The sequence below is a fragment of the Micromonospora sp. WMMC273 genome, assembly GCF_027460285.1.
Lineage (GTDB): Bacteria > Actinomycetota > Actinomycetes > Mycobacteriales > Micromonosporaceae > Micromonospora > Micromonospora aurantiaca.
In genome coordinates, this window is the sequence record NZ_JAPZBE010000001.1 from 2548789 (window position 1) to 2573781 (window position 24993).

Genomic DNA, 24993 nt, shown 5'->3' on the forward strand with positions numbered 1-24993 from the left:
ACGGCTTTCCGCCAATACCCATCAATTCATCAATGTAATCACATATGCCCATTTTTTGGGTTAGAATCGAGGTAGGCACTTTCTTCGGAGCGACGCCATGAGTAACTGGGTTGTCTCTCTGGCCGGGCCCCGGCACGTACGCCTGGAGCCCTGCCCCACGGACCGGCTCGGTCCGGGCCAGGTCCGCGTCCGCACCCGCTACTCGGGCATCTCCGCCGGCACCGAGCTGACGCTCTACCGGGGCAGCAACCCGCGCCTGCGCAAGGACTGGGACGCCGGCAGCCGCATGTTCGTCCCCCGCCAGGCCACACCCGCGTACCCGGTGGTGGGCTTCGGATACGAGGAGGTCGGCGAGATCGTCGAGGTCGCCCCCGACGTGGCCGGGCGGTGGCCCGGCCAGCTCGTCTGGGGCATCTGGGGGCACCGCGCCGAGGCGGTGCTCCCCGCGACGGCGGCGCACCCGCTGCCGTCCGGCCTCGACCCGCTCGCCGCCGTGTTCGCCCGGCCCGGCGCCATCGCGCTGACCGCCGTACTCGCAGGTGACCTGCACCTGGGCGACTGGGTGGGCGTGTTCGGGCAGGGCGTGATCGGGCTGCTCGGCACGCGTCTGGCCGCGCTCTCCGGCGCCCGCGTGGTCGCCGTCGACCGGATGCCGGGCCGGCTCGCGCACGCCGTGCGGCTCGGCGCGCGCCGGGTGGTCGACGCCGCCGCCGACTCGCCCGCCGCCGCGCTGCGGGCCGCCACCGACGGCCGGGGTGCCGACGTCTGCCTGGAGCTGTCCGGGTCGTACCCGGCGCTGCACGAGGCGATCCGCGCCACCGCGCACGCCGGGCGCGTCGTCGCGGCCGGCTTCTACCAGGGGTACGCCCACGGGCTGGAACTCGGCGAGGAGTTCCACCACAACCGGATCCAGCTCGTGGCCGCCCAGGTCTCCGGGTCCGATCCGGCACCCGGCACGGCCGGCCGGTGGTCCGGGACGCGGATCGCACACACCTTCATGGACCTGGTGGCCGAGGGCAGCGTCGACCCGCTGCCGCTGGTGAGCCACGTCGTCGACGCGGGCGCGGTGGCCGACGCCCTGGCGTTGCTCGACCGCGGTGACGGTGACGTCCTCCAAGTGGTGCTGAGGTTCTGATGGACATTCCGCTTGCCTGCCAGGAGCAGCTGCTTCCCGGCACCGACCTGACCCGGAAGTACGCCCTCGCCGTCTCCCTCGGCTACCAGGGCATCGAGCTGCGCGGGCGGGGCGACCTCGCCCTGGCCCGGCGGCTGCCGGAGCTGCGCCGCGCCCGCGCCGCCGGCGTGGTCGTGCCGACCGTCTGTGTCGAGATGGACCACTTCATCGGCGACTTCGACCCGGGCCGCTCCCGCGACGCGGTGGACAACCTGCGCTCCCAGCTCTCGGTGATCGCCGAACTGGGCGGCGTCGGTGCGATGACCCCTGCCGCCTGGGGCATGTTCTCCCGCCGGCTGCCCCCGTTCGACCCGCCACGCTCGGCCGACGACGACCGGCGGGTGCTCGTCGACGCCCTGGGCGAGCTGGCCGGGCACGCCCGCGCCGAGGGGGTCACCCTGTTCCTGGAACCGCTCAACCGGTACGAGGACCACATGGTCAACCGGCTCGACCAGGCGGTCGAGCTGTGCCGCGCGGTCGGGTCACCGGCGCTGCGGGTCGCCGCCGACACCTACCACATGAACATCGAGGAGGACGACCCGCACGCCGCGCTGCGCGCCGCCGCGCCGTACCTCGGGCACGTCCAGGTCAGCGACTCCAACCGGCACCAGCCCGGCGCCGGGCACCTGGACTGGGGCGCGCTGCTGGCCACGCTCGACGCGATCGGCTACACCGGCTGGCTGGCGCTGGAGTGCCGGCTGCGCGGCGAGCCGGTCGCCGCGCTGCGCCAGGCCGCCACAGCGCTGGCCCAGGCCCGTCCCCGGCGGGCCGCCGCATGACGCTGACCACCGGGGTACGCGCCGACGCCGACCGCCACGCCCGGCTGCGCCGCCTCGCGCTGGCCACCCTGGACGCCAACTGGGAACACGACCACACCGTCCCGTCGCGCACGCTCTACCCGCACCAGTGGAGCTGGGACTCGGCGTTCATCGCGATCGGCCTGGCCCACGTCCGCCCGGACCGGGCCTGGCGGGAACTGCGCACGTTGTTCGCCGCGCAGTGGGTCGACGGGCGGGTGCCGCACATCGTGTTCAACCCGGCCTCGCGCGCCGGGCCGTACTTTCCCGGGCCGCAGTTCTGGGACTCGGCCCGCGCCGACGGCTCGCCGGCCCGAGCCACCTCCGGGATCGTCCAGCCGCCGGTGCACGCTCCGGCCGCCTGGCTGGTGCACCGCCGCGCGCCCGGCGAGGCGTCGGTGGCCGCGCTGCGGCGGCTCTATCCGAGGCTGGTCGCGCAGCAGCGCTACCTGACCGGTCGGCGCGACGCCGGGGGCGGCGGGCTGGCGTCGATCGTGCACCCGTGGGAGTCCGGGCTGGACAACAGCCCCGCCTGGGACGCGCCACTGGCCGGCGTGCCCGCCGACGAGGCGGTGATGCGCGCGTACCGCCGGCACGACACCGCGCACGCCGACGCGGCGCAGCGCCCCACCGACCTGGACTACGCGCGCTACGTCGCGCTGGTGGAGAGCTACCGGGCCGGCCGCTACCGGGACGAGGGACTGCTCGGCCGGCACCCGTTCCTGGTGGAGTGCCCGCTGGTCAACGCCGCGCTCGGCGTCTCCGAGTACGCCCTCGCGCGCATCGCCGCGGTGATCGGCGCCGACCCGGGACCGCACCGCGACCGGGGCGCCCGGATCACCGAGGCGCTCGTCAGCCGCCTCTGGGATCCGGTGGCCGGCACGTTCCGTCCCCGCGACGTGCGCGCGGACCGGCTCGTGCCGGCCCGGACCGTGCTCGGGCTGATGCCGCTGGCGCTGCCCGAACTGCCCGCCGCGCAGGTGTCGGCGCTGCTGGCCGAGGCGTGCTCGCCGCGCTTCGGGCTGGCCGCCCGGATGGACCGGCCGCTGCCCACGTACGACCGCACCGCGCCGGACTTCGAGCCGCTGCGCTACTGGCGCGGCCCGAGCTGGATCAACACCGGGTGGTTGCTCTGGCAGGGGCTGCGTACCCACCGCCGGGCCGACCTGGCCGCCGGGCTGCGCGAGTCGCTGCTCGACCTGGTCGACCGGGCCGGCTGCCACGAGTATTTCCACCCGGACACCGGCGCCGGTCTCGGCTCACCGGCGTTCAGCTGGACCGCCGCGCTGGTGCTGGACGCGCTCGCCCAGGAGTGACGGCGGTGGGCGCCGGTTATGCCGGCGCCCACCGGGCCGTCAGGGCTCAGGCGATGCCGGCCGGGGTGCCGCCGCCGGTGCGCAGCGCCGACATCGGCGAATCGTCGATCGCGTAGCCGAGCGCGTCGACCACCTCGACCACGCCGCTGACCTGCCGGGCCAGCCGCACCGCGAGCTGCGCGGTGGACCGGCGCTCCACCTGGCCGGTGAGCGTCACCACGCCCCGGTCCACTGTCACGTCCACCACGCCGTCGCGGACGCCGAGGCTGCGCCACAGCACCTCCTCGACCACGTCCCGCCGGACGCCGGCGTCCGGGCGCAGGTGCACCTTGAGCAGGTCGCCGCGGGTGACGATCCCGACCAGCCGGCCGAGGTCGTTCACCACCGGCAGGCGTTTCACGCCACGCGCGTCCATCAGCCGGGCCGCCTCGACGATCGTGGCGTCCGGGGTGATGGTGACCGGGGGAGCGGTCATCAGGTCGGCGGCGAGCGTCGCGCCGGCCTTCGCCCGCGCCTCGCGGCGGTGCCGGTCCGGCAGGATCCGCCGCTCCCGGGGCTGTCCCAGGAACTCCACCTTGTACATCAGGTCCGCCTCGGACACCACGCCCAGCACCCGGCGGGTCTCGTCCACCACCGGTGCCGCCGTGACGTGCCGGTCGGTCAGCACGTCGACGATCTCCCGGTACTCCGTGCCCTCCCGTACCGACGCCACGTCCCTGGTCATCACGTCCTGCACCTGCCACGTACGCATGGCGAACCTCCCTGTTGTCCGCCTCCGACGCTAGGCGGCGGCGACGGGCCGGAGCAGGGGCGCAAAGACCAGGTCAGGGGGCCGGAGGTCCCGAATCACCCAGCCGCGACGGGCTCCGCGACCTCGTCGAGGGGCGGCTCGGCGGTCAGCAGGGCGGCCGGCACCGGCTCGACCTCCACCCGGCAGTCGTGGAACGTGGGCGCCTCGCCCAGGTCGGTGTCCCGGACGCCGGTGACCGCGTTGACAGTGGACCGCCCCGGGCTGCGCCGCGCCCAGTACGCCTTGTACGTGAACGCCAGCCCGGGCCGGGCCGCCTCGTCCACCGCCACCGCGGCGAGGAACGCGCCCCTGTCGTTGTGCACGCGTACCGCGTCGCCGTCGGCGAGCCCGCGCTCCGCCGCGTCGGCCGGGTGCAGGTGCACCCGGGGCGGCCCGGCGCGGCGGGTGTGCCACGGCAGCGACGCGAACGTGGAGTTCATCAGGTAGCGGTTGGCCGGGGTGAGCAGCGTCAGCGGGAACCGGCGGGCCAGCTCCGGGTCGGCCGCCTCGGCCGGTGGCGTGTACCCGGGCAGCGGGTCCACCCCGAGCGCGGCCAGCGCCGGATCGTGCAGCCGGGCCCGCCCATCCGCTGTGGGGAAACCACCCTGGGCGTACGGCGCGGAACCCACCGGCACGCCGGTGAGCCGGGCGTACGTGCGCTCGCGCAGTTCCTCGTACGTGATCGGGGCGCCGGCCAGCAACTGCCGGGCCAGGTCCTCGTCGCTGTCGGAGAACGCCGGGTGGTCGATCCCGAGCGCGGCGGCGATCCGCCGGAAGATCTCGGTGTTCGGCAGCGCCTCGCCCGGCGCGCGGGTGACCGGCAGGTTCAGCGTCGTGTAGTGGTGCCCGTAGGACGTCTGGAGGTCCAGGTGCTCGGGCTGCATGGTGGCCGGGAGCACCACGTCGGCGTAGTCGCAGGTGTCGGTCCAGCGCTGCTCCAGCACCACGGTGAACAGGTCGGCGCGGCCGAGCCCGGTCAGCAGCCGGGCCTGGTCCGGGGCGGTCGCCGCCGGGTTGGCGTCGAACACCACGAGTGAGGTGACGGGCGGGTCGGCCTCCCCGGTGAGCACGGCGGCCAGCCGGCTCATGTTCAGCGACCGGGCCGGCGGGGCGGGCATGCCGGCCGGCCGGATCTCCGGGCCGTTGTCGACCGGGTGGTGGCCGCTGGTGGTGACCAGGGCACCGCCGCCGGGGTACCGGAAGTCGCCGGTGACCAGCGGCAACGCGCAGATCGCCCGGATCGCCTGCCCGGCGCCGTGGTGGCGTTGCAGGCCCAGCCCGACCCGTACCGCTGTCGGCCGGGTGGTGGCGATCCGGTCGCCGAGGCGGCGGATCGTCCCGGCGGGCAGGCCGCACTCGGCGGCGGCGCGTTCCACCGGCCAGTCGTCGAGCCGGGCGCGCAGTTCCGGCCAGCCGGTGGTGTGCGCGGCCAGCCACTCCTCGTCGGCCGCCCCGGCGTCGCGGACGTGCCGCATCAGCCCGAGCGCGAGCGCCGCGTCGGTGCCGGGTAGCGGCGCGACGTGCTCGTCGCTGCGGGCCGCCGTCTCGGTGCGCAGCGGGTCGATCGTCACCACGTACGCGCCGCGCTCGCGGGCCTGCTGCACGAACGGCCACAGATGCAGGTTGGTGACGAGCGGGTTGGCGCCCCAGAGGACGATCAGGTTCGCCTCGACGATCGACTCCGGTTCGAAGCCGACCGAGGCACCGTAGAGCGAGCGCAGCGCCGCCCGTGCCGCCGCCGTGCAGATGGTGGTGTCCAGCCGGGACGCGCCCAGGTGGGCGAAGAGCCGGGGCCCCATGGTCCAGCCCTGGACCAGGCCCATCGTGCCGGCGAAGTAGTAGGGCAGCACCGACTCCGGGCCGTGGAGTTCGATGCTCGCACGCAGTCCGGCGGCCACCCGCTCGACTGCCTCGTCCCAGCTCGCCGGCCGGTACGCGACCCGGCCGGCGCCCTTCGGGCCGGTGCGGACCCAGGGCGTGGTGAGCCGGTCCGGCCCGTTCACCGCGTCCAGGTAGCGGTTCACCTTGCCGCAGAGCGCGCCCCTGGTGAACGGGTGGTCGCGGTCGCCGCGCAGCGCGACGGCCCGGCCGTCCTCCACCGTGAGCTGCCAGACGCAGGTGTCCGGGCAGTCCAGCGGGCAGGCACCGGGGTGGGTGGTGACGGGGGCCATGGGCGGATGCTACCCCCGGTTCGTGGTACTGCCGCCGCTCGTCGTGGCCGGGGGCGTTTGGCCTCGGCCCCGGCGGGTACCCGCCGGGGCCGAGCGGGGTGGGCGTGGTGCCCGCCGCCGGCGAGGGGAGGGGTGGGATGCGGTTCCCCCTGTTCGTCGAGGCGGTGGCGCGGCGGGCCGAGTTGCCCGCCGACGAGGCCGCGACGGTGTCCCGTGCCGTGTTGCAGACCCTCGCCAACCGGATCACCGCGGACGAGGCGACGGACCTGGCCGCGCAGCTGCCGGACGACGTGGGCGGCTATCTGGAGCCCGCCGGCACCGCCACCACGGGTGGCGCTGTCGACTTCCTGTACCGGGTGGCCGAACGCGCGGCGGTGGACCCGGCGGTCGCCGAGGTGGGTGCCGTCGCGGTGCTCGCCACCCTGCGTGACACGGTGACGGTGGGGGAGTTCCACGACCTCGTCGCGCAGCTCCCGAAGGGCTTCGACGCCATGGTGGACCCCATCCCGCGACCGCCGTACGATGTCTGAGCAGGCTCCCCGCGACCCGGGTCGAGCTGCGGCACCGAGGCCGTCTGCGGCGAAGATTCCACGGCCTGGAAGTATTTTCACCGTAAAATAACTTGTCGCCGGTCACCTACGCTGTAAATCGTCTACGCGCTAGAGGGATGATCGGACGAATTCCTCCGTCCGAGGTTCCAAGGTGCCGTCCCCTCTTCGGCTCGAGCCTCGTCGCCGCTCTTCCGGCGCAGGAATCGAGCCATATTCTGCTTCCAATGTGAAGTCCTGGGGGGGATCAATGATCACATTCGTCGATTGCTGCCTGCCTGCCCTCTGTGGAGCGCGACCCGCATCCTGACATGGCAGAGACGATGATCATCAATCGTTTCGGCGCGATCACGGCGGTACACGGCGGACGTCCGGCACTTCTCGGTGAGACCCACGAGGTCACCTACACCGAGCTGGCCGGGGCGGCCGGCGGGCACGCTGCCGTGTTCGCCGCCGCGGGCCTGCGCGCCGGAGACCGGATCGCGCTGCTCACCGCACACGGTGCACCGACCGTGGCGGCGATGCTCGGCGCCCTCGCGACCGGATGCGCGTACGTGCCGCTGGATCCGGGCTTCCCGGTCGCCCGGCTGCGCCACATGGTCGACGCCGCCGGCGTCACCGCAGTGGCCTGCGCCGCCGAGCACCGCGACCTGGCGTCCACACTGGCCGGCGAGCGGCCGGTCGTCCCGCTGGACGAGGTGCCGCCGGCGCCGCTGCACCCGGTCGCGGCCGACCCGGACGCGCTCGCGTACGTGCTGTTCACCTCCGGCTCCACCGGCGTGCCCAAGGCGGTCGGGCAGACCCACCGCAACCTGGCCCACGTCGTCGACAACCAGATCGCCGCGCTCGGTGTCGGGCCCGACGACCGGCTCAGCCTGCTCGCGTCGTTCAGCTTCGACGCCGCCATCCCCGACCTCTACCCGGCGCTGCTCACCGGCGCCGCCGTCGTCCCGGTCGACCTGCGCCGTCAGGGGCTCGCGTACGCCGTCGAGCAGCTCGACCGGCACCGCGCCACGGTGCTGCACTGCACGCCCACCGTCTACCGCTTCCTGCTCGACACGCTCGGCGCGCGCCGGCTGCCCACGGTGCGGGCGGTGCTGCTCGGCGGCGAGCAGGCCACCTGGGCCGACGCGGCCCGCGGCCGGGACCGGTTCGCCCCCGAGTGCGTGCTCGTGAACGGCTACGGCGCGACCGAGATGACGTTCGCCGCCCGGCACGTGCAGCCGCTGTCCGAGGTGGACCCGGACGCCCGCGGGCCGCTGCCGGTGGGCGTCGCGTTCCCCGGTTACCGCCTGGACCTCGCCCCGGACACCGGCGAGATCGTGGTCCGCAGCCGCCACCTCGCCCCCGGCTACCTCAACCAGGACAGCGACCGGTTCGGCGTCAACGCCGACGGGCTGCGGTCGTACCGCACCGGTGACCTGGGCCGGCTGCTGCCCGGCGGGGAACTGGTCTGCCTCGGCCGGCTCGACCGGCAGGTCAAGGTGCGCGGCCACCGGGTCGAGCTGACCGAGATCGAAGCCGTGCTGTCCGCCCAGCCCGGCGTCGCGGGCGTCCGCGCCGTCGTGCGCGACGGCGAACTGCTCGCGTACGCCCGGCCGGCCGGTGCCCGCCCGGACCCGGTGGCGCTGCGCGCGGCGCTGACCGCCGCGCTGCCCGACTACGCCGTGCCCCGAGCGGTGGTGGTGGTCGACGAGTTCCCCCTCACCGTCACCGGCAAGGTCGACGAGCGGGCGTTGCCCGGCCCGGTGACCGAGGTGCCGGCCGAGGAGGCACCGGCCACCGACACCGAACGCGCCGTGCACGACATCTGGTGCGCGGTGCTCGGCCGCGACGCGGTCGCCCGCACCGCCAGCTTCTTCGACGTCGGCGGGCAGTCGCTGCTGCTGGGCCAGGTGCAGCAGCGCCTCGCCGAGCGGTTCGGCGTACGCCTGCCGATGCTGCGCCTGTTCGACCACCCGACCGTCGCCGCCCAGGCGGCGCTGCTGGACGCCCCGCCCGAGGCGGTCCGCGCCCCGGTGCTGCCCGCGCCCGCCGCGCCGGTGCGCGCCGCCCGCGAGTACACCGGCGACGAGATCGCCGTGGTCGGCGTCGCCGGGCGCTTCCCCGGCGCGCCCGACGTGGCGACGTTCTGGTGGAACCTGTGCACCGGCGTCGACTCGGTGCACGACCACACCGACGAGGAGCTGGCCGCGCTCGGCGTCGGCCCCGGCCTGCGCGCCGACCCCCGGCACGTCCGCGCCGCCGGCCGGCTCGACGGGGTGGCCGACTTCGACGCCGAGTTCTTCGGCTTCGCCGCCGACGAGGCCGCCCGTACCGACCCGCAGCACCGGCTGTTCCTGGAGACCGCCTGGGAGGCGCTGGAGGACGCCGGGCACGACCCGGAGCGCTTCCCCGGGCTGGTCGGCGTCTACGCCGCCACCTCGGCCAACCGCTACTTCCTGTTCCACCTCATGGACAACCCGGCGGTGGTCGGCGACGTCGACCCGGACGACTGGGAGGCCCGGCTCGTCGGCCGCCAGTTCACCGACCACCTGCCCGGTCAGGTGGCCTACCGGCTCGGCCTGACCGGCCCGGCGATGGCCGTGCAGAGCGCCTGTTCCAGCTCGCTCGTCGCGGTGTGCGTGGCCGCGCAGAGCCTCGCCGACTACCAGTGCGACCTGGCGCTGGCCGGCGGTTCCACGGTGATGTGGCCCCGGCACCGCGCCACGCCGGGCGGGCTCGCCTCGCCCGACGGCCGGTGCCGCGCCTACGACGAGGGCGCCGCCGGTTCCGGGTTCGGCTCCGGCGCGGGCGTGGTGGCGTTGCGCCGGCTCGCCGACGCGCAGGCCGACGGCGACCGCATCTACGCGATCCTGCCCGGCTGGGCGGTCACCAACGACGGCCCGGACCGGGCCGGCTTCGCGGTGCCCGGCCCGGCCGGACAGGCAGCCGCCGTCGCGGGCGCGCTCGCCACCGCCGAGGTCGCGCCCGGCGAGGTCCGCTTCGTCGAGGGCCACGGCAGCGGTACGCCACTGGGCGACGCCATCGAGGTCGCCGCGCTGCACGAGGTGTACGCGGGCACCGCGCCCGCCGAGTCCACAGCGCTCGGCTCGGTGAAGACGAACATCGGTCACCTCGACGCCGCGGCCGGCATCGCCGGGCTGATCAAGACGGTGCTCGCCGTCCGGCACGGGGTGATCCCGCCGAACCTGCACTTCACCCGCCCGCACCCGGAGATCGACCTGGCCGCCGGGCCGTTCTACGTGCCCACCAAGGCGCGGGACTGGCCGGACGACGCGCGCCGGGTCGCCGGGGTCAGCGCGTTCGGCCTGGGCGGCACCAACGCGCACGTCGTGGTGGAACAGCCGCCGCCCGCCGAACCGGCCGACCCGCCCGGCGAGGGACCGTGGCTGCTGCCGGTCTCCGCGCGTACCCCGGCGGCGCTGCGGGCCGCGCTCGCCCGCCTGCGCGGCCACCTGGCCGGGGTCGCCCCGGCACTGTCCGACGTGGCCGCCACGCTGGCGCTGGGCCGGCGGGCGTTCGCCCACCGCGCGGCGGTGATCGCCGCCGACCTGCCGGCCGCGCTGACCGCGCTGGACGTGCTGCTGGACACCGGCGCCCGCATCGCCGGTGACGGCGGCCCGCTGCGCGAGACGGCAGCCGAGTGGGTCGCCGGGCGCGACGTCGACTGGCACGCGCTGCACCCCGAGGGCACGGTCCGGCGCACCGGACTGCCCACCTACCCGTTCCAGCGCCGCCGGCACTGGATCGACCCCGTGCAGAAAGGTCCGCGGTGAACTGGTTCGTCTCCGCCGGAAGCCGACCCGAGGCGCCGGTGCGGTTGTTCTGCCTGCCCTACGCCGGAGCGGGCGCCAGCGCGTTCCGGCGCTGGGCGGCCGAGTTCGGTGCGAGCGTCGACGTGGTGCCGGTGCAACTGCCCGGCCGGGAGAACCGGATCACCGAGGACCCGCGCTTCAGCGTCGCCGAGGTCGCCGACGCCATCGCCTCCCGCGCCGACCGCCCGTACGCGATCTACGGCCACTCGATGGGCGGACGGCTCGGCTTCGACGTGGTCCGCGAGCTGCGCCGTACCGGCCGCCCGCTGCCGCTGCGGCTCTACGTCGGCGGCGCCCGCGCCCCGCACGTCGCCACGCCCGGCCCGTTCGACGGGCTGTCCCGGGCCGGCGACGACGAGCTGCTGCGCCGCCTCGGCGAGGGCGGCGGCCTGCCCGCCGAGCTGCTCGACCACCCGGAGCTGGTGGAGCTGCTGCTGCCGCTGCTACGCGCCGACTTCGGCCGGGTCGACGACTACCGCCACGTCCCCGGCGAGCCGCTGCCGGTGCCGATCGTCGTGTTCGCCGGCCGCACCGACCGGGCGGTCAGCCGGGAGCAGAGCGCCGCCTGGGCCGAGCACACCGCTGCCGGGTTCACCCTGCACGAGCTGGACGGCGGGCACTTCTTCCTGCACGACCGGCTGACCGAGCTGGCCGCGCTGATCCGGGCCGACCTGACCGCCGCGCCCACCGACACCCGCCCCGGCACGCCGGACGCGGGTCCGGACCCGGTGCGCGCCGCCGGCCGCGGGACCGCCGGCGCCGCGCACCGGGTTCCGCTCGGCGACACCGGCTGGTCGGTGTGGCGCGACGCGGTGCTGCGGACCACCGGCTTCCCGGCCGACGGGCTGGAGCTGTTCGCCGCGCCCCGGGCCGCCGCCGCGGCCGACGAGCTGCTGACCACCGGCGCGGATGAGGACCGGTTCACAAAGGAGTTCGAGGAGGCGCTGCGTGCCGGCGCGCAGCGGTTCAGCGAGCTGGCCGCCGATCCGCTGCTGCGCGAGGCGGTCACCTGGCAGAACCGGGGCGCGCTGGTGGCGTTCGACGGGCTGGTGCGCGGCGGCGCCGACGCGGCCCGCAACGTGCGCCGACGCGACCGGGAACGGGCGCTGCTGAAGTACTGGCAGCGCTACTGCGGCAAGAACGAGACCGTCGGCTTCTTCGGCCCCAGCTGCTGGGTCACTGTCGATCCCGCGCAGCCGGAGGTTGCCCGGGTCAACCCCGGCGACAGCCTGACCCGGCGGCGCTGGGTGTGGTTCGAGTCGTGGGCGCTGTCCGCGTACGCCGAACGGCTCGGCGCGGACCTGGCCGTACGCCGGTGGTGGCCGCCGATGCTGCGGGCCCACCTGGCGGTCCGGGACCGCGACGTGCTGCGGCCCGGCCGGCCGCCGCTGACGCTGACCCCGGTGGAGGCCGCCCTGCTGCGCGCGGCCGACGGCCGGCGCGGCGCCGCCGACCTGGTCGCCGACCCGGCGATCGGGCTGCGCCGCCCGGAGGACGGCTACGCGCTGCTCGACCGGCTGGTCGAGCGGGAACTGATCACCTGGGACGCGGCCCTGCCGGTGAGCCCGGACGCCGAGCGGGTACTGGCCGACCGGATCGACGCGATCGGCGACGAGCCGGCCCGCGCCGCCGCGCGCGCCGGGTTCGACCGGCTGCGCGCCGCCCGCGACGCGGTTGCCGCGGCGGCCGGTGACGCGGACCGGCTGCGGACCGCCCTGGACGCGCTCGACGCCACGTTCACCGAGCTGACCGGCGTGCCCGCGGTACGCCGGGCCGGGCAGATGTACGCCGGCCGCACGGTCTGCTACGAGGACAGCGCCCGCGACCTCGACGTGGTGTTCGGCGCGCCGCTGCTGTCCGAACTGGCCGCCCCGCTGGACGTGCTGCTGCGTGCCGCCCGCTGGCTGGCCAACGCGCTCGCCCGCGCCTACCTCGACGTGCTGCGCGGCCTGTACGAGGAGCTGCGCGCCGAGTCCGGTGCCCCGGTGCCGCTGGCCGACCTGTGGTTCCTGGCCCAGGGCATGTTCTGGGGCGACGGGGAGCGGCCGGTCGACGCGGTGGCGGCGGACTTCGCGGCCCGTTGGGCCGGGTTGTTCGGCCTGGACACGCTGCCCGCCGGCACCACCGACGTGCGGCTGCGCGCGGCCGACCTCGCCGGCCGGATCGACGCGGTGTTCCCCGGCGAGGGGCCCGAGTGGTCGAACGCCGCCATGCACAGCCCCGACCTGCAGATCTGCGCCACCGACGCGGAAGCGCTGCGGCGCGGCGACTACACGGTGGTGCTCGGCGAGCTGCACGCCGCCTGGTCGTCGTTCGACTGCGCGGTGTTCACTCCGTCGCACCCGGACGTGGAGCGGCTGCGCGACGCGCTCGCGGTGGACATGGGGCAGCGGCGGGTCCGGCTGCTGTTCCCGGCCGACTGGCCGCGGCGGACCAGCCGTACCGCCGAGTCGCTGACCGGCCCGGCCGACCGGCACCTGGCGTTCCTCGACGCGCCGGGCGCCGACCCGGCCCGCGTGCTGCCCACCGTCGACCTCGTCGTCGACGAGGTGGACGGCGAACTGGTCGCCACCGCCTCGGACGGTCAGCGCTGGCCGCTCGTCGAGATCTTCGCCGAGCCGCTCAGCGCGCACGCCGTGGACGGGTTCAAGCTGGTCGCCGCCGCGCCGTACACGCCCCGGATCACCGTGGACCGGCTGGTGCTGGCCCGGCAGACGTGGCGGACCACAGTGGGCGAGAGCGGCCTCGCCGTGCCCAACGGCGAGCGGGACCGCTTCCTCGCCGTCCGGGACTGGCGGCGCCGCCTCGGCCTGCCCGAGCAGGTGTACGTCAAGTTCGGCACCGAGACCAAGCCGTGCTTCGTGGACCTGTCCGCGCCGGCGTTCGCCACCACGCTGTGCGCGATGGTGCGCGCCGCCCGGGTCGACGGCGGCGACGACGTGTCGTTCACGGTCAGCGAGATGCTGCCCGCACCGGAGCAGGCGTGGGTGCCCGACGGGGCGGGCCGCCGCTACTTCAGCGAGCTGCGCCTGCACATCACCGACGCCGGGCGGGAGGACCACCGGTGAGCCACCTGCTGCCCCTGGGCGACACCGGCTGGTCGGTGTGGCGGGACGTGGTGCTGCGTACCGCCGGGTTCCCGGCCGCCGGGCTGGACCGGTTCGCCGCGCCGGACTGCGCCGCCGCCGCGGACGCGCTGCTCGCCGGCGACACCGGCGCCGAGGTGTTCGGCAAGGCGCTGGCCGAGGCGTTCGCCGAGTCCTCCGCGGTAGCCGGTGAGCTGGCCGCCGACCCGCTGCTGCGCGAGGCGGTCACCTGGCAGAACCCGGACATGCTGATCGCGCTGGACGGGCTGCTGCGCACCGACCCGCAGGTCCGCAACGTGCGCCGCCGCAAGCGCGAGCTGAGCCTGCTGCGCTACTGGCAGCGCTACTGCGGCAAGGCCGAGACCATCGGCTTCTTCGGCCCGGTCTGCTGGGGCACGTTCGAGACCTCCCTCCGCGGGGTGCACACCGTGCCCGGCGACGCGCTGGTGCACCGGCGGCGGGTGTACTTCGAGGCGTGGGCGCTCATCGCGTACGCCGACCGGCTCGCCGACGACCTCGCGGTGCGGCGCTGGTGGGCGCCCGCCCTGCAGCCGCACCTGACCGTCGCCGGGCGGGAACTGCGCTGGCCGCTGCACCCGCCGATCGCGCTGACCCCGGTCGAAGCGCTGGTGCTCGGCGCCTGCGACGGGCGGACGCCCGCTGTGGAACTGGCGCAGCGGCTGTGCGACGCCGGCGAGGTACACGGCGCCGACGACGTCTACCTGCTGCTCGACCGCTGGGTCGAGCGCGGCCGGCTCAGCTGGGGCGCGAACCTGCCGATCGCGCCGGACGCCGAGCGGGTGCTCGAAGCGCGGATCGCCGCGATCGGCGACGAGCCGGTCCGCGCCGCCACGGCGGCCGAGTTCGGCCGGCTGCGCGCCGCCCGCGACGAGGTGGCCGCCGCGGCTGGCGACCCGGACCGGCTCGGCGCCGCGCTCGCCGCGCTCAACGCCGGGTTCACCGCCGTCACCGGGCGCCCGGCCACCCGGCACAGCGGGCAGATGTACGCCGCCCGCACCGTCTGCTACGAGGAGACCGCCCGCGACCTGGAGTTCCGGATCGGGTCGGCGGTCATCGACGCGCTCGCCGAGCCGATGGCGGTGGTGCTGCGTACCGCCCGCTGGTTCACCGGCGAGGTGGCCGCCCGCTGCGGCGAACTCTTCACCGAACTGCACGAGGAACTGGCCGCCGACGGCCCGGTGCGGCTCGCCGACCTGTGGCTGCTGGCCCAGGGCACGCTCGTCGCCCCGGACGGCCCGATCGGCCGGGCCGGCGCCACGCTCACCGCGCGCTGGGCCGAGCTGTTCGGCCTGGCCGACCTGCCCGAGGGGCAGGCGGAGCTGCGGCTACGCGCCGCGGACCTGACCGAGCGGGCCCGGGAACTGTTCCCGGCGACGCGGCCCGGCTGGCCGTCGGCCCGGCTGCACAACCCCGACGTGCAGCTCAGCGCCGCCTCGCCGGAGGCTGTCGAGCGCGGCGACTTCCTGCTGGTGCTCGGCGAGCTGCACCCCGCCTCGGTCGCCTTCGACAGCGCGGTGCTCAGCCCGTTCCACCCGGACCCGGCCGCGCTGCGCGCCGACCTCGACGCCGACCTGGGTCCGGTCCGGCTGCGGGTGCTCTGGCCGGACAGCTTCCCCCGCCGCACCACCCGCACCACGTACGCGCTGACCGGCCCGGCGGACCGCCAGCTCGGCATCGACACCGCGCACGGCGCCGACGTGGACCGCCTGGTCCCGGCCACCGCAGTGCTGGTCGAGCGCACCGGTGACCAGCTCACCGCGGTCTTCCCCGACGGCGCCCGCTGGCCGCTGATGGAGGTCTTCGCCACGCTGCTCGGCTCGCTGCTGCTCGACGCGTTCAAGCTGCTCGGCGCCGCCGCGTACACCCCCCGCATCACCATCGACCGGCTGGTCGTGGCCCGGCGTACCTGGCGCACCACGGCCGGGGCGTGCGGGCTGGGCGGCCACGCCGACGAGACCGCCCGCTACCTGGCGGTACGCCGCTGGCGCGCCGGGACCGGCCTGCCCGAGCGGGTGTTCGTCAAGGTCGGCACCGAGATCAAACCCTGCTACGTGGACCTGACCGGCCCGCTGTACGCGCAGTCGCTGTGCGCGATGGTCGACGCCGCGCTGCGCACCGGCCCGGACGTGCCGGTGGTGGTCTCCGAACTGCTGCCCGCACCCACCGAGGCGTGGGTGCCCGACGCCCGGGGCCGCGGTTACGTCAGCGAACTGCGCCTCCAGATCACCGACCCGGCCGAGCACCTTGGAGCACTCCGGTGACCGACACCCTGACCGTCAGCGCCGTCCACGGCCCGGACCTGCCGTGGCCGGACGCCACCCTGGCCGACCTGATCACCGCGCAGGCGGCCCGCACCCCGGACGCGGTGGCGGTGCGCCAGTGGGACACCCGGCTCACCTACCGGCAGCTCGTCAACCGGGCCGCCGGGGTGGCCGCCGCGCTGCGTGAGCACGGCGTCGGCCCGGGCGACCGGGCCGGCGTGTGCGGCGCGCGCACCCCCGACCTGGTGGTCACAGTCGTCGGCGTGCTGCTCGCCGGCGCCGCGTACGTGCCGCTGGAGCCGGGCGGCCCCCGGGCCCGGCTGCGCGGGATCGCCCGCGACGCGGGCGTCCGCGTGGTGGTCGGCGACGCGGCGGCGGCCGAGTTCGGCGACGAGCCCGGCGTGACGGCGCTCGGCCTGCCCGGCCCGGCCCCGCTCGCACCCTGCCCCGCCCGACCCGGCGATCCGGCGTACGTGCTGTTCACCTCCGGCTCCACCGGCCGCCCGAAGGGCGTGCTGACCACCCACCGCAACGCGGTCGAGTTCGTCACCGGAGTGAGCGCGCTGACCGGCGCCGACGCCTCGGTGCGCAGCCTCGGCATCGCCTCGCTCGGCTTCGACGCGGCCACCATGGACCTGTTCGTGCCGCTCACGCTCGGCGGCGCGGTGCAGCTGCTCGGCGCCGACGACCGGGCCGACCCGGTACGGCTGGCCCGGTTCGTCGCCGAACACGAGGTCACCTGGGGCTTCATCACCCCGGCCGTGCTGTCGCTGCTGGACCCGGCCGGGTTCCCGTCGTGGCGGGTGCTGCTCTGCGGCGGCGAGGCGGTCCCGGCCGAACTGGTCGCCCGCTGGGCGCCGGGCCGCCGGTTCCTCAACGGCTACGGCCCGACCGAGACCACCGTGCTGGCGGTCACCTGCGACCTCACCCCGGTCGACACCGACCCGATGCCGATCGGCCGGCCGCTGCCCAACCACCGGGCGTACGTGGTCGACGCCGACCTGTGTCCGGTGCCGGCGGGGGAGACCGGCGAGCTGCTGATCGGCGGGCCCGGCCTGGCCGACGGCTACCTGAACCGGCCCGGCCTGACCGCCGAGCGGTTCGTGCCCGACCCGTTCGGCGAGGCACCCGGCGAGCGGCTCTACCGCACCGGTGACCTGGTCCGGCAGGGCCCGGACGGCCGGATCGTCTACCTCGGCCGCGCCGACCGGCAGGTGAAGGTGCGCGGCCAGCGCATCGAGCTGGGCGAGATCGAGGCGGTGCTGGCCGCCTGCCCCGGCGTCGAGCGCGTCGCGGTGGAGGCGGTGCCCGGCCCGGCCGGCGCCGAGCTGGTCGCGTTCCTCACCCCGGCCGGCGCGCCGGACGACGACGAGCTGCGGGCGTACGCGGCGACGCGGCTGACCACCGCGATGCTGCCGGCCCGGACGGTGCGGCTGGACGCGCTGCCGGTCAGCGCGACCACCGGCAAGCTGGACCGGCCGGCGCTGCGCGAGCTGGCCGCGACCGCCCCGGCCGCCGTCGCCGACGCGCCCGGCGACGACGACCCGGTGACGGCGGCGGTCCGGCGCGTCTGGACCCGGCTGCTCGGCGCCGCGCCCGCCCCGGACAGCGACTTCCTCGCCGCCGGCGGCAACTCCATCGCCGCGATGCGGCTGGTCGCCGCGCTGCGCGCCGAGCTGGGCCGGCAGGTCGACACCCGGGTGCTGTTCGCCGACCGCACGTTCGCCGCGCTCGTGGACCGGGTCCGCGCCGCCGACCCCGCCGACGCCGACGGGCTCACCACCGGCAACCCGCCGACGCTGTCCCCGCCGCAGCGGCGGCTGTGGTTCATGGACCAGCTCGCCCCGTCCAGCGCGCCGTACAACATCGCCGTCGCGCACCGGCTGCGCGGGCCGCTGGACGTCACCGCGCTCGGTGCCGCGCTGCGGGCCGTCGCGGAACGGCACGACGTGCTGCGCTGGCGCATACCGCAGAACGGCGGCGTGCCGTACGCGGTCCGCGAGGAACCCACCGACGTGGCGGTGCCGGTGGTCGACCTGACCGGCGCCGCCGACCCGGACGCCGAACTGGCCGGCATGCTCGCGGCCGGCGCCGGGCACGCGTTCGACCTGGCCACCGGGCCGCCCTGGCAGGTGGCCGTGTACCGGCTCGCCGCCGAGGAGCACGTGCTCGCGGTGACTGTGCACCACGCGGTCTTCGACGGCTGGTCGGAGGCGCTGCTCTACGACGAGCTGGCGCTCGCGTACGCCCGCGCACTCGGCCGGTCCGTGCCGGGCCGCCCGCCGCTGCCCGCCACGTACGCCGACTACGCGGTGTGGCGCGCCGACCGGGACCGGCGCCGGGGCGAGACGGACCTGGCCTGGTGGGCCGCGCACCTGGCCGGTGCGCCCACGGTGCTGGACCTGCCCCGCGACCGTCCCCGCCCGGCCGTGCAGACGTACGCCGGCGCGGAGGCCGCGGTGCGGCTGGACGAGACCGCCGACCGGGCCGTACGCGACCTGGCCGGCCGGCGCGGCACGACTGTCGCGGCGGTGCTGCTGGCCGCGTTCGGCGAGCTGCTGCGGCGGGTCACCGGCGACGACGAGCACGTGCTCGGCGCGATCGTCGCGGACCGGCGGCTGGCCGCGTTCGACGAGGTGATCGGGTTCTTCATCGACACCGTGCCGGTGCGGGTCCGCTCCGGCGGCGCGAGCTTCGCCGAGCAGGTCGGCCGGGCCGCCGCCGAGCTGCACGAGGTCACCGCCCACCCGGGCGCGCCACTGGAACGCATCGTCGAGGCGCTCGGCGTGGGCCGGGACACCTCCCGCGCCCCGCTGGTGCAGGTGCTGTTCAACGTGCTCAACTTCGTCGCGCCCCGGCTGACGCTGACCGGCCTGGCCGTCGAGCCGGTGCCGGTGCCCAAGCCCGGGTCGCCGTTCGACCTGACCGTCTACGTGGTGGAGCGCGACGGGCGGGCCGGCGTCGAGGTGGTGCACAACCCGGACCTGTTCACCGGCGACCGGATCGAAGCGCTCCTGACCGACCTGGCCGCCCTGGTCGGCGCGCTCGCCGCCGACCCGGACGCCCCGGCCGCCGAGGTCGCGCCCGAGCTGCCCCGCCCGGCGGTACGGGTCGCGGCGCTCGGCGCGATGAGCGTCGCCACCGCCGAACCGGCCCGCGCGCCGCTGCCCGCCGGGTCGGACGCGCTCACCGCGACCGAGGAGCTGATCGCCGGGATCTGGCGGGACGTGCTCGGCCGCGACGCGGTCGGCGTGAGCGACAACTTCTTCGACATCGGCGGCCACTCGATGGCCCTGGCCGCCGTGCACGCCCGCCTCACCGAGGCCACCGGCCGCTCGATCACCATGCTCGACCTGTTCCGCCACCCGACCGTGCGGGCGCTCGCCGCCAGCCTCGACGGGGCCGCCGACCGGCCGGAACTGGCCCGCGCCGCGATGCGCGCCGCCGCCCGGCGGGGACGCGCCCGCCGCACCCCGCCACCACGCCGACCTCACCCGTGACGCGATCCCTTGTGAATGAAGGAACCCCCATGCAGAACGACATTCCCGCCGACGACGGCGTCGAGCCCATCGCCATCGTCGGGCTCGCCGCCCGCCTGCCCGGCGCGGCCGACGTCGACGAGTTCTGGCGCAACCTGGTCGACGGCGTGGAGTCGACGACCGAACTGACCCGCGAGGAGCAGCTCGCCCGCGGCGCCCAGCCGCAGGAGGTCGACGACCCGGGGTGGGTCAACCGTGCCCCGCTGGTGGACGGCTACGACGAGTTCGACGCCGGCCTGTTCGGGATGACCGCCCGCGAGGCCGAGATCACCGACCCGCAGCACCGGCTGTTCCTGGAGACCTGCTACACCGCCCTGCAGAACGCCGGCTACGACCCGGGCCGCTACGACGGCGCGGTGGGCGTGTACGCCGGCACCGGCGGCAACACGTACCTGCACCGCAACGTGTACCGCAACAAGCGCGTCGGCGGGAACCCGCACGGCGCGGTCTCGCTGGCCACCGGGAACTCGCCGAACTACGTGGCCACGAACGTGTCGTACCGGCTGGACCTGCGCGGGCCCAGCATGACCGTGCACACCGCCTGCTCGACCTCGCTCGTCGCGTTCCACCTGGCCTGCGAGGCGCTGCGCAACGGCGAGTGCGACATGGCCCTGGCCGGCGGCGTCAACATCGAGCTGCCGCACGTCGGCTACCTCGGCATGGACGGCTTCACCTCGCCCGACGGGCGGTGCCGGCCGTTCGACGCCGGAGCGAACGGCACGGTGTGGGGCAGCGGCGTCGGCGTGACGCTGCTCAAGCGGCTCTCCGACGCGATCGCCGACGGCGACACCATCCGCGCGGTAGTGCTCGGCAACGCCATCAACAACGACGGCGCCGGGAAGGTCGGCTTCACCGCCCCCAGCATCGACGGGCAGATGGAGGCCGTCGCCCAGGCCGTCGAGCTGGCCGGCGTCGACCCGCGCAGCATCAGCTACGTCGAGGCGCACGGCACCGGCACCGCGCTCGGCGACCCGATCGAGGTCGCCGCGCTGTCCGCCGTCTACACCAAGGACACCGACGAGCGCGGCTGGTGCGGCATCGGCTCGGTGAAGTCGAACATCGGCCACCTCAGCCAGCCCTCCGGCATCGTCAGCGTGATCAAGACGGTGCTGGCGATGGAACACGGGCTGATCCCGCCGACCATCAACTACGAGTCGCCGAACCCGGCCATCGACTTCGCCGACACCCCGTTCTACGTGGCGAACACGCTGACCAAGTGGGACACCGACGGCGGACCGCGCCGCGCCGGCGTCAGCTCCTTCGGCATCGGCGGCACCAACGCGCACGTGGTGCTGGAGGAGGCCCCGGCCGCCGGCCGGCCCGAGCCGCCGGCCCGCCCGGCGCAGCTGCTCCAGGTGTCGGCGAAGACCCCGACCGCGCTGGACACCGCCGTGCGGCGGCTCGCCGACCACCTGGAGAGCGGCAGCGACGTGGCGCTCACCGACGTGGCGCACACGCTGCGCGTCGGCCGCCAGGTGTACGCCCACCGCGCCGCCGTCGTCGCCGGTGACCCGGCGTCCGCGGCCGCCGCGCTGCGCGAGCGGCGCAAGGGCCACCGGGGTGCCGCCGAGGGCGCCGCGCCCCGGGTGGCGTTCCTGTTCAGCGGTCAGGGCTCGCAGTACGCCGGGATGGGCGCCGAGCTGTACGCGCAGGACACCGCGTACGCCGCCGCCGTCGACGAGTGCGCCGAGCTGCTCCGTCCCGAGCTGGGCCTGGACATCCGCGACCTGATCCTGGGCCGCGACCCGGAGGCGGCGGACAAGCTCACGCAGACCCGCTACACCCAGCCCGCCCTGTTCACCGTCGAGTACGCCCTCGCCGCCGCCTGGCGGGCCGCCGGGGTCACCCCGGCCGCGATGATCGGCCACTCCATCGGCGAGTACGTGGCCGCGACGGTCGCCGGGGTGCTCGACCTCGCCGACGCGCTGCGCGTGGTGGCCGCCCGGGGCCGGCTCATGCACTCCCTGCCCGCCGGTTCGATGCTGGCGGTCACGCTCGACGAGTCGGAGGTGACCGGCAAGCTGCCCGAGGGCCTGTCGGTGGCGACGGTCAACGGCCCCGGCACCTGCGTGGTCGCCGGTGAGACGGCGCTCGTGGAGGAGTTCGCGGCGAGCCTCGGCGGCAAGAACAAGTCGAAGGTGCTGCGCACCTCGCACGCGTTCCACTCGCCGATGATGGACCCGATCCTGGACGAGTTCACCGCGCTGATGGCCACCGTGCCGCTGCGCGCCCCGGCGGTGCCGTTCGTCTCGAACGTGACGGGCACCTGGATCACCGAGGCGCAGGCCACCGACCCGGCGTACTGGGCCGCGCACCTGCGCCGCCCGGTCCGCTTCGGCGCGTGCGTGGCGACGCTGCTCGCCGAGGGCACCTGGGCGCTCGTCGAGTGCGGCCCGGGTCGGCAGCTGGCCAACCTGGCCCGGATGCAGGTCGCCAAGGCCGCTGAGGCGCAGCGCGCGCTGACCCCGCTGGGCAGCCTGCCCGGCCCGGGCGAGCCGACCGGTGACCTGGCGGCGCTGCTCGGCACGGCCGGCGCGCTGTGGTGCGCCGGGGTGCCGGTGAGCGTCCCGGCCGACCCGCACGCGCGGCGGGTGCCGCTGCCCACGTACCCGTTCGAGCGGCGCCGCTACTGGATCGACCCGGACCCGGAGCAGGAGCCGGCGGCGGCGCCCGTCGAGACCGGCCCGCGCCCGCTGCCGGAGTGGTTCGCGGTGCCGGTGTGGCGGCAGGCCGCGCCGGCCCGCACGGCCGAGCCGCTGGGCCGCTGCCTGGTGCTGGCCGACGGTCCGCGCGGCGACGCGCTCGTGGCCGCGTTGCGCGCCGCCGGCGACGACCCGGTCGAGGTACGCGCCGGCGAGGCGTTCACCGCCACCGCCAACGGCTTCCGGCTGCGCCCCGGCGTACGCGCCGACGCCGAGGAACTGGTCGCCGCGCTCGGCGCCGACCTGCCCCGGCGGATCGTGCACGCGTTCGCGCTCGACGGTGACCCGGCCGGCACCGACGCGGCGGCCGCCTGGGCGGCGCAGGAGCGCGGCTTCCTCGGCGCGCTGCACCTGGTGCAGGCCCTGGCCGGCGCCGGTGTGACGGCCGACGAGGCGGGCGTCCGCCTGGACCTGGTCACCGCCGGCATCGGCGACGTCCGCGGCGACGACCTGACCCGCCCGGAGCACGCCACGCTGGCCGGCCTGGCCCGGGTGCTCCCGGCCGAGCTGCCCGGCCTGACCGTGCGGCTGCTCGACACCGACCCGGCCGCGCGCGGCGTCGCCGCCCTGGTGGCCGAGCTGCGCAGCCCGGTCGACGCCGAGCACCCGGAGGTGGCGCTGCGCGGCGACCGCCGCTGGCTGGCCGGCTACGAGCAGGTCACAGTGGCCGCCGAGGACGAGCCGGGCGTGCTGCGCGAGGAGGGCCGCTACCTGATCACCGGCGGCCTCGGCGGCATCGGCGTCACCCTCGCCGAGGACTTCGCCCGCCGGGCCCGCGCCAAGCTGGTGCTGCTGGCCCGCTCCGGGCTGCCCGAACGGGACGAGTGGGACGCGCACCTGGCGGTGCACGGCGGCGCCGACCGGGCCGGACGGGCCATCGCGGCGATCCGCCGGATGGAGGCCGCGGGCGCCGAGGTGCTGGTGCTCGCCGCCGACGTCACCGACACCGACGACCTGCGCCGGGTCCGCGACGAGGCGGAGCGCCGGTTCGGCGGGCTGGACGGCATCGTGCACGCCGCGGGTCTGCCCGGCGGCGGCATGGCCGAGGTGAAGGACCGCGACGAGGCGCAGCGCGTGCTGGCCCCGAAGCTGGCCGGCACCCTGGCGCTGGCCCGGGTCTTCGGCGACCTGCCGCTGGACTTCGTCGTGCTCTGCTCCTCGATCACCGCGGTGATCGGCGGGTTCGGCCAGGTCGACTACTGCGCCGCGAACAACTTCCTGGACGCGTTCGCGCGCTCCGGCACCGGGTTCCGCGCGCCGGTGGTGTCGCAGAACTGGGGCGGCTGGGCCGAGGTCGGCATGGCGGTGGAGACCGCCGCCCCGGCCGCGTTCCGGGCCGCCGGGCGGGACACCGTGACCACGGCGGTCGCCCACCCGGTGCTCACCACGATGGTGGCCGGGCCGGACGGCACGGTGCTGCACGGACTGGTCTCGGCGGACACCCACTGGCTGCTCGACGAGCACCGGATCGCCGGGGTGCCGGTGGTGCCGGGCACCGCCCACCTGGAGTCGGTGCGCGCCGCGGTGGTCGCCGCGCTGCCCGCGCCGGGGCCCGACGCCGCGGTGGAACTGCGGGACGTGGTGTTCCTGGAGCCGTTCTCGGTGCCGGACGGCACCGTGGCCCAGTACCGGGTCGAGCTGACCCCGGCCGAGGACGGCACCGACTTCACCGTCGCCAGCCTCGCCGCCGGGCAGGCGCGCACCCACGTCCGCGGCACCGCCGGGTGGACCACCGACGCGGCCCCGCCGGCCGCCGTGCCCGCCGTCGCCGGGCGGCGGGTCGACGACGACGCCTCGTTCGGCCGGGGACGCACCAGCATGCTCACGTTCGGCCCGCGCTGGGCGGCGCTGGCCGAGCACCACCTCGCCGACGGCGAGGAGCTGGCCCGGGTGCAGGCACCCGCCGCCGCGGTCGGTGACCTGCCCTCCTGGGGCATGCACCCGGCGCTGCTGGACGTGGCCACCGCGTTCGGCCGTGGGCAGGGCTCCGGCACCTACCTACCGCTGTCGTACGGCCGGATCGTGGTGCGCGGCGCGCTGCCGGCGACGTTCCACAGTCACCTGCGGCACCGGCCCGCCGCCACCGACGAGGTGGTCGCCGCCGACCTGTCGCTGCGCGACCCCGACGGGCGGGAGCTGGTCTCGATCAGCGACTTCGTGCTGCGCCGGGTCGACCAGGACGCGGTCACCGGCAACCTGGGCGAGTCCCCGGCGGCGGACGCGGACGCCGCGGCGCCGGTCACCGAGGACATCCGCCCGGTCGACGGCGCGGAGGCGTTCCGCCGCAGCCTCGCCGCCGGTCTCGGCGCCCAGGTGGTGATCACCACCCGCACCGTCGCCGACATCCGGCGCCGCGCGGCGCGGGTCACCACCGACAGCCTCGCCGAGGAGACCGACGCGCCGGCCGGCACGACGGCGGCCACCGGAGGCGGCTCGGCGGCGCCCGGCACCGAGCTGGAGAAGACGATCGCCCAGGTGTGGCGCGACGGCCTCGGCGTCACCGACGTCGGCGTGGACGACGACTTCTTCGCCCTCGGCGGCAACTCGCTGGTGGCCGTGCAGCTCATCGCGGCCATGCGCAAGGCGACAGGCGTACGGCTGCCGATGCGCAGCCTCTTCGAGACCCCCACGGTGGCCGGCCTGGCCGCCCGGATCGAGGAGCTGCGCGCCGAGGCGCCCGCCGACGCACCGGCCGCCCCGGCGGCGATCCCGGCCATCCCGCGGCTGCCCCGCGGCTGACACCCCCGATCCAGAACCAGGAGACACCGCA

The 24993-nt window shown here is 76.1% G+C and carries 11 protein-coding genes; 9 read left to right on the plus strand and 2 right to left on the minus strand.

The window, feature by feature from the left end; translation table 11 throughout:
* Window positions 1-97 precede the first annotated feature (97 nt).
* Genes O7611_RS11865 through O7611_RS11875 form a run of 3 tightly spaced genes read left to right on the plus strand, consistent with a single transcriptional unit; the run spans window position 98 to window position 3287 of the window.
* Window positions 98-1135: a zinc-binding dehydrogenase gene (locus O7611_RS11865; RefSeq protein WP_194801730.1), complete on the plus strand. Its 1038-nt coding sequence runs from the start codon at window positions 98-100 to the stop codon at window positions 1133-1135.
* The gene (locus O7611_RS11870) at window positions 1135-1953 is read left to right on the plus strand and encodes a sugar phosphate isomerase/epimerase family protein (RefSeq protein WP_194801729.1); all 819 of its coding nucleotides are present in this window, start codon (window positions 1135-1137) and stop codon (window positions 1951-1953) included. The genes O7611_RS11865 and O7611_RS11870 overlap by 1 nt, the downstream gene beginning before the upstream one ends.
* Window positions 1950-3287 (plus strand): MGH1-like glycoside hydrolase domain-containing protein, encoded by a 1338-nt coding sequence (locus O7611_RS11875; RefSeq protein WP_194801728.1) that lies wholly within the window; start codon window positions 1950-1952, stop codon window positions 3285-3287. The genes O7611_RS11870 and O7611_RS11875 overlap by 4 nt, the downstream gene beginning before the upstream one ends.
* Before the next feature lie 46 nt (window positions 3288-3333).
* On the opposite strand, the gene O7611_RS11880 is transcribed toward O7611_RS11875, so the two are convergent.
* On the minus strand, window positions 3334-4038 hold the full coding sequence (locus O7611_RS11880) for a CBS domain-containing protein (RefSeq protein ID WP_194801727.1): 705 nt from the start codon (window positions 4036-4038) through the stop codon (window positions 3334-3336).
* Window positions 4039-4133: 95 nt separating this feature from the next.
* On the minus strand, window positions 4134-6248 hold the full coding sequence (locus O7611_RS11885) for a molybdopterin-containing oxidoreductase family protein (protein WP_269696832.1): 2115 nt from the start codon (window positions 6246-6248) through the stop codon (window positions 4134-4136).
* Window positions 6249-6385: 137 nt separating this feature from the next.
* Here O7611_RS11885 and O7611_RS11890 point away from each other — a divergent pair, with 137 nt between their 5' ends.
* The 6 genes from O7611_RS11890 (at window position 6386) to O7611_RS11915 (ending at window position 24962) form a co-directional block, all read left to right on the plus strand.
* Window positions 6386-6778, plus strand: a complete 393-nt coding sequence (locus O7611_RS11890) for a DUF2267 domain-containing protein (protein WP_269696833.1) — start codon at window positions 6386-6388, stop codon at window positions 6776-6778.
* A gap of 329 nt (window positions 6779-7107) precedes the next feature.
* The gene (locus tag O7611_RS11895) at window positions 7108-10575 is read left to right on the plus strand and encodes an AMP-binding protein (RefSeq protein ID WP_269696834.1); all 3468 of its coding nucleotides are present in this window, start codon (window positions 7108-7110) and stop codon (window positions 10573-10575) included.
* Complete coding sequence (locus O7611_RS11900) at window positions 10572-13682, plus strand: thioesterase domain-containing protein (protein WP_269696835.1); 3111 nt, start codon at window positions 10572-10574, stop codon at window positions 13680-13682. Before O7611_RS11895 ends, O7611_RS11900 begins: the two co-directional genes overlap by 4 nt.
* A complete protein-coding gene (locus O7611_RS11905) occupies window positions 13679-15982 on the plus strand; it encodes a lantibiotic dehydratase (RefSeq protein WP_269696836.1) in 2304 nt (767 codons plus the stop codon). Before O7611_RS11900 ends, O7611_RS11905 begins: the two co-directional genes overlap by 4 nt.
* Window positions 15979-19482, plus strand: coding sequence for an amino acid adenylation domain-containing protein (locus O7611_RS11910; protein ID WP_269696837.1), 3504 nt, complete (start codon window positions 15979-15981; stop codon window positions 19480-19482). Before O7611_RS11905 ends, O7611_RS11910 begins: the two co-directional genes overlap by 4 nt.
* Window positions 19483-19511: 29 nt before the next feature.
* Entirely contained in the window at window positions 19512-24962 is a 5451-nt protein-coding gene (locus tag O7611_RS11915; protein ID WP_269696838.1) for a type I polyketide synthase, read from the plus strand.
* The last annotated feature ends 31 nt before the right edge of the window (window positions 24963-24993 follow it).

Excerpts from the sequence above, each read along its gene's own strand:
- O7611_RS11915 (WP_269696838.1), top strand. The coding sequence starts at position 19,512 with ATGCAGAACGACATTCCCGCCGACGACGGCGTCGAGCCCATCGCCATC.
- O7611_RS11875 (WP_194801728.1), top strand. The coding sequence starts at position 1,950 with ATGACGCTGACCACCGGGGTACGCGCCGACGCCGACCGCCACGCCCGG.
- O7611_RS11890 (WP_269696833.1), top strand. The coding sequence starts at position 6,386 with ATGCGGTTCCCCCTGTTCGTCGAGGCGGTGGCGCGGCGGGCCGAGTTG.
- O7611_RS11895 (WP_269696834.1), top strand. The coding sequence starts at position 7,108 with ATGGCAGAGACGATGATCATCAATCGTTTCGGCGCGATCACGGCGGTA.
- O7611_RS11865 (WP_194801730.1), top strand. The coding sequence starts at position 98 with ATGAGTAACTGGGTTGTCTCTCTGGCCGGGCCCCGGCACGTACGCCTG.
- O7611_RS11880 (WP_194801727.1), bottom strand. The coding sequence starts at position 4,038 with ATGCGTACGTGGCAGGTGCAGGACGTGATGACCAGGGACGTGGCGTCG.
- O7611_RS11885 (WP_269696832.1), bottom strand. The coding sequence starts at position 6,248 with ATGGCCCCCGTCACCACCCACCCCGGTGCCTGCCCGCTGGACTGCCCG.
- O7611_RS11870 (WP_194801729.1), top strand. The coding sequence starts at position 1,135 with ATGGACATTCCGCTTGCCTGCCAGGAGCAGCTGCTTCCCGGCACCGAC.